The organism is Sphaerisporangium sp. NPDC005289 (genome assembly GCF_040607455.1).
In the GTDB taxonomy this organism is placed as follows: Bacteria; Actinomycetota; Actinomycetes; order Streptosporangiales; family Streptosporangiaceae; genus Sphaerisporangium; species Sphaerisporangium rhizosphaerae.
In genome coordinates this window covers 23,747-29,746 of the sequence record NZ_JBEXGS010000043.1, presented here as the reverse complement: position 1 = coordinate 29,746, position 6,000 = coordinate 23,747, and the positions used below count along the sequence as shown (strand labels likewise).

Sequence of the window (6,000 nt, the reverse complement as noted above, 5' to 3'; positions counted from 1 at the left end):
AACCGGCACGCATCCGCCAAATCCAGAACCCCGGCCACATGCGCCGCAGAGATCTCCCCCAGCGAATGCCCCGCCACATAGTCGGGCCGCACCCCGAGCGATTCCAGCAGCCGGTACAACGCCGTCTCCACCGCGAACAACCCGGCCTGAGCGAACACCGTCTGATCCAGCACCCCACCGGCAGCAGGCTCGCCGGTCTCACCGGTCCGGCCGAGGATGATCTCCCGCAGGTCCAGCCCATCGGCCAGGCCGGTCACCACCCCGGCAGCGTCGATGGCGGTGAGCTCGGCCTCCAGCAACGCACACGCCTCATCCAAAGCGCGGGCGAACACCGGGAAAGCCGCATACAACTCCCGGCCCATCCCCAGCCGCTGAGCACCCTGACCGGAGAACACCACCGCCACCCGGCCCGGTCGCACCCGGCCCACCACAGCCGACGACTCCACCACCCCGGCCGCCAACGCATCGGCCGTCAACTCGCCGGCGGCCAACGTCCGCAGTCCGGCCAGCAGACCCTCCCGGTCCGCCGCCGGCAGCACCGCCCGGTAATCCAGGGCGGCCCGGCGCGCCAGCCCGGCCGCCACCTCCACCGGACCAGCCGCATCGTGCCCGGCCACGAATCCCGCCAGCCGACCGGCCTGCGCTCGCAACGCCGCCTCGCTCTTGGCCGACACCACCACCGGCACCGGTGTCGGCGCGGCGGCGTGGTCGCCCTCGAGTGCGGTGGCCGTGATGCCGTCCCGCTCCGCCGACTCCGCCCCGGCCCACGCTTCCTCGCCGGCGGGCACGACCGTTCCGCCGCCGACCACCGACGGCTCCTCGACAGGCGGCTCTTCCACGATCACATGCGCGTTGGTGCCGGAGATGCCGAACGACGACACCCCCGCCCGGCGCGGCCGGCCCTCGACCCGCGGCCACGGCCGGGCCTCGGTCAGCAGCTCCACGGCGCCACCGGACCAGTCCACCTTCGACGACGGCGCGTCCACGTGCAACGTCTTGGGCAACAGCTCGTGCCGCATCGCCAGGACCATCTTGATCACACTGGCGATGCCGCCGGCCGCCTGGGTGTGACCCAGGTTCGACTTGGCCGAGCCCAGCCACAGCGGCGACCGCCGGTCCTGGCCGTAGGTGGCCAGCAGCGCGTGCGCCTCGATCGGGTCCCCCAGCGCGGTGCCGGTGCCGTGCGCGTCGACCGCGTCCACATCCGCGGGCTCCAGCCGGGCGGCCGCCAGTGCGTCCTGGATGAGCCGGCGCTGCGCGGGACCGCTCGGCGCGGTCAGCCCGTTGGACCTGCCGTCCTGGTTGATCGCGGTGCCGCGCACCACGGCCAGCACCCGGTGCCCGTGGCGGCGGGCCTCGGAAAGCCGCTCCAGGACCAGCACTCCGACACCTTCGGAGAACGCGGTGCCGTCCGCGGCGTCGGCGAACGCCTTCACCCGGCCGTCCGGGGCCAGCCCCCGCTGCCGGCTGAAGGCGGTGAACATGCCCGGGCTGCCCATGACCGTCACCCCGCCGACCAAGGCCAGGGAGGACTCGCCGGAGCGTAGCGAGGCGCAGGCCAGATGCAGCGAGACGATCGCGCCGGAGCACGCGGTGTCCACCGTGATCGCCGGCCCGCACAGGCCGAGCAGATAGGCGAGCCGGCCGGAGATCACACTAGGCGCGTTGCCGGTCATCAGGTAGCCGTCCAGGCCCTCCGGCGCCTGGTGCACGCGCACGCCGTACTCGTGTACCTCGGCGCCGAAGAACGAGCCGACGGGCCGGTCGCGCAGCGACGTCGGGTCGATTCCGGCGTGCTCCAGCGCGGCCCAGCAGGTCTCCAGCACCACCCGCTGCTGCGGGTCCATGGCCAGCGCCTCGCGCGGGTTGATGCCGAAGAAGTCCGCGTCGAACCCGGTCGCGTCGGGCAGGAAGCCGCCGTGACGCACGTAGCTCTTCCCTGGGGCGTCGGGGTCCGGGTCGAACAGGTTCTCCAGATCCCAGCCGCGGTCGGTGGGAAAGTCGCCGAGCACCTCGCGCTCCTCGGCGAAGATCCGCCACAGTCCCTCGGCGGAGTCGACGCCGCCGGGGAACCGGCACCCGATGCCGACGAGGACGACCGGGTCGGCGTCGGCGTCGGGCGTGACGTCCAGGACGTCCGCGCGGCCCGTGGCGGGCTCCGGCACGGGCAGACCGAGTACGGCGGCGCGGACGTAGTCGGCGACCAGCTCGGGTGTGGGGTAGTCGAAGGCCAGGGTCATCGGCAGCGTCACGCCGGTGGCGGTGACCAGCCGGTCGTGCAGGTCCACCGCGGCCAGGGAGTCGAGGCCGAGTTCGCGGAACGGTCGGTTGGAGGTCACCTCGGCCAGCTCGCCGCCCTCCACTCCGCGCAGCGCCTCCCTGGTCTCCCGGTGCACCAGTTCCAGGAGCACCCGGCGCTGCTCCGCGGCGGGCAGCTCGTCGAGGCCGTCGAGCTCGGCCTCGGAAGGGCCGCCGTGATCTCCTGGGGTTGCCATCATGCGCTCCGGGGGTCGGGGTTTCGCGGCGGGTCGTAGACGCGTTGGCGTTGCAGCCGGGAGACGGAGACGATCTCGTCTCCGCGGATCACCACTTCGGTGGGCGCGGGGCGGCCGAGGAACAGCGACAGGCTGGCGGTGAGGCCGTAGGCCCCCGCGTGCGGGATGGTCACCAGATCGCCGGGGGCCGGGTCGGGCAGTTCGACCTCGCGGGCGAGCAGGTCGCCGGGTGTGCACAAGGGCCCGGCCAGCGCGGCCCGGCGGCCGGGCACGGCGTCGTGCGTCGTGCCGCCGTTCGGCGACGCGGGCTTGACCTGGACCGGGAGCAGCCGGCCGAGCCCGGACATGCCGCCGAACGCGTTGATCCCCGCGTCCAGGATGACGAAGGTGCGGCCCCGGCTCTCCTTGACGTTGACCACGCTGCAGTGCAGCTCGCCGCAGTCGGACACCAGGTACCGGCCGGACTCGCAGGCGATGCCCGGCCGGCCGTCCCGCCACTGCGGCAGGTACTTGTCCAGCGCCTCTTCCAGGCCTTTGCGCAGGTTCGGGTAGGCGGATCGCGTACCGGGCACGCCGTACGGCGCGGAGAACCCGCCGCCGAGGTCCACCAGCTCGAGTGGTTCGCCGAGGATGCGCTGCACCTCCGCGGCGACCGTCACGGTGTGCTGGAACTCGCCGAGCAGGCTGTCCTCCTCCGCGGCGTTGCTGAGCGGGAAGAAGTGGGCGCCGATGATCCGGGTGCCCGCGACCGCGCGCATCGCGGCCACCTGCGCGGGCAACTCCTCCATGTCGTTGCCGAACTGGGAGGGGGTGCCGGTCATCCGGATGCTGGTGGCGGCGGCCGCGGTGGCGCTGTTCACGCGCAGCAGGCATTTGGCGACGGTGCCCTGCGCGGTCGCCGCGGCGCCGACGTGTTGCAGGTCGGTGAGCGACTCCACGGAGAACAGCCGCACCCCGGCGGCGAGCGCTTCGGCCAGTTCCCCGGCGGTCTTGCCGGGCCCGGTGTACAGGCAGTCCGCGCCGGTGAACCCGGCGGCCAGCGCGGCGGCCAGCTCCCCGGTGGAGCTGATCTCCGCACGGCAGCCGCCGCCCGCGGCCGTACGCAGCGCGCCGGCCACGTCCGGGTGGGGGTTGGCCTTGAGCGCGTAGTAGATCGTCGTGCCTTCCGGCATGAACTCGGCCAGGTCCCGGTGCGCCGCGGTGACCCGGTCCAGGTCGTACACATAGAGCGGGGATCCGAAGCGGCGGACCAGTTCCTCACGGGTGATCTTCGGAGGCGTGCGGAGGGGCCCCGCCTGCCGGGCCGCGTCCGTGGGCACCGAGTCCGCGAGCGGCTCCCGGGGACGGGGCGCGGCGGGATGTGCTTCCCGTGCGTGCATGTCGCGCAGCCGGTCGCGGGCGTACTTGCCGTGCGCGGACCGCGGGATCTCCGGGATCACCCGGCAGATCGCGGGCACCTTGGCAGGCTCCAGCCGGGCGGCCAGTTCGCGGAGGACGGCGTGGGGTTCCAGCTCCGCCCCGTCGGCGGCCTCGACGAAGATCGCTAGATCGTGCTCACCGTCCGGGGGCAGCGCGGCGGCCGCCCGGACCCCGGCGATGTCGAGCGCCGCCGCCTCGATCTCCACGGTGCTCATGCGGATGCCCTTGCGTTTGAACATGTCGTCCCGGCGGCCGTCGAAGTAGAGGTAGCCGTCCTCGTCGAGGTGGCCGTAGTCACCGGTGTGCAGGCGCCGCTCCCCGGTTTCCGGGTCGAGGCGGAACGTCTTCGCGGTCACCTCGGGGTTGCGCCAGTACCCCGGCATCACGTGCGGGCCGGTCACCACGATCTCCCCGGTGGTTCCGGTGGGCACCGGGTTCCCGTCGGCGTCGAGGATGTGGACGACGGTGCCTGGCAGCGGCCGTCCGACGGAGTCCGGGCGCTCCCGCTCCTCCTCCGGAGGCATGACGGAGATGCGCTTGCACTCGGTCTGGCCGAACTGGCGGACCACCCGGGCGCCGGGGAAGTGGGTCCGCAGCGCGTCGATGGTGGCGGCGGGCAGCGCCGCGCCGGTGTTGGTGAACAACCGCACCCCGGTGGTGGGCTCGGCCTGCCGCTGCGCCGAGGCGATGATCATGTTGGCCAGCGAGGGCACGATCGGGACCACCGTCGCCCGGGTCTTGCGGAGTTGGTCGACCAGCCGCAGGTCGGCGCCGGCGTCGGCGAAGACCAGTTCGGCGCCCACGGCGCAGGTCATCAGCAGCTTGTACAGCCCGTAGTCCCAGGACATCGGGAAGCGGCAGAAGACCACGTCGTCCGGGCGGTAGTCCAGCGCGTCGACGAGCGCTACGGTGGCGAAGCAGACCTGGGCGTGGGGGAGGATCACCGCTTTCGGCTCCGCCGTACTGCCCGAGGTGTACACCAGCGCGGCCAGGTCCGAGGGGTTGATCTCACTCGGCACGGCCACGCGCGCCCGTCGGCTCGCGAGCTCGGTCACCTCGTCCCAGACCGCTTCGAAGTCGTGGACCGGTGCGCCGGTGAGTGCGCGCACGGCGCCGGGTTTCCCGCCGGCGGATTCGACGATCACCAGCGCGGGGTCGGCGTTCTCGAGCACCGAACGCAGGTGGAAGCTTTTCATCGCCGGATTGAGCGGCACGAAGACGGCGCCGTGACGGGAGACGCCGAAGAACAGCGCCGCCAACCGGCGGTCGGTGGGGGCCTGAACCACCACTCGCGTGCCCGGGCCGACGTTGTGCCCGGCCAGCCAGCGATCCACCGCGTGGCTGATCGTATCCAGTTCGTGATAGGTCCAAATCCCGGTGGAGTCCCTCACTGCTGGCGAATCGGGAAACTCCGCGGCGCTTTGGTCGAGAAAGTCGTGGATGAATGTCCCGTTGTATATCGGCCGGTTATTCCGCATAATCGACGATCTCCCTCAGGCGGCAGAGATCAGGCTAAGTCGGGGCTCCCCCCCCAGATGTACCCCTAGCCGCCCCTAACGCCGGGGCCGGTCGCCTACTCACAATGCCAGTAATTGTGGGCGTTTCACCGATCAGGTGGCGGCGGCGTCGCTCGCGGCGTAGGGGCCGCACCCGCCGGACCTCGGGCAGCGGATGACGCCGCTCCAGCAGCGCCGCCACCTCCGGGGCGGCGGCCGCGGCGGCGCCATGGGCGGAATCGCCTCACCGGTGATGCCGAGCGCTTTCCGGCCGGTAACCGGCACCCGCGACCCCTGGCAGGAGGCCGGCGGCACATCGGCCGGCTCGGCGGTGGCCGGATGAGGTGTTCGCAGTCGTCCAGCACGGCATTGGCTCTCGGCAGGGCGCATCCGCCGGCACCGGGAGTTCCGCGAGTCGAGGGGCAAGTTTATCTACAACCCGCCAAGGCGTGATTCATTTAGAAGTACTTAGAAATGTCCGGATTCATATTTACAATATCGCCATCCATCGCTAACCTGCTGACCGCAGGGGAAGAGTCCATGATCCTTCCGCCGTGGAGATGACATGGATACGCGCATTCCGGAATCCA

Annotated in this window: 2 protein-coding genes; both read right to left on the bottom strand. The window is 71.9% G+C overall.

Annotated features, from left to right (window positions below):
• Positions 1–2,495: beta-ketoacyl synthase N-terminal-like domain-containing protein (locus tag ABZT47_RS39440; RefSeq protein WP_354853655.1), on the bottom strand; the 2,495-nt coding region annotated here is incomplete at its 3' end.
• Entirely contained in the window at positions 2,495–5,392 is a 2,898-nt protein-coding gene (locus ABZT47_RS39435) for an AMP-binding protein (RefSeq protein WP_354853652.1), read from the bottom strand. The genes ABZT47_RS39440 and ABZT47_RS39435, both read right to left, overlap by 1 nt.
• Positions 5,393–6,000 lie beyond the last annotated feature (608 nt).

What these genes read in the sequence shown, in the direction of transcription:
- ABZT47_RS39435 (WP_354853652.1), bottom strand. Translation starts at nt 5,392, where the DNA reads ATGCGGAATAACCGGCCGATATACAACGGGACATTCATCCACGACTTT.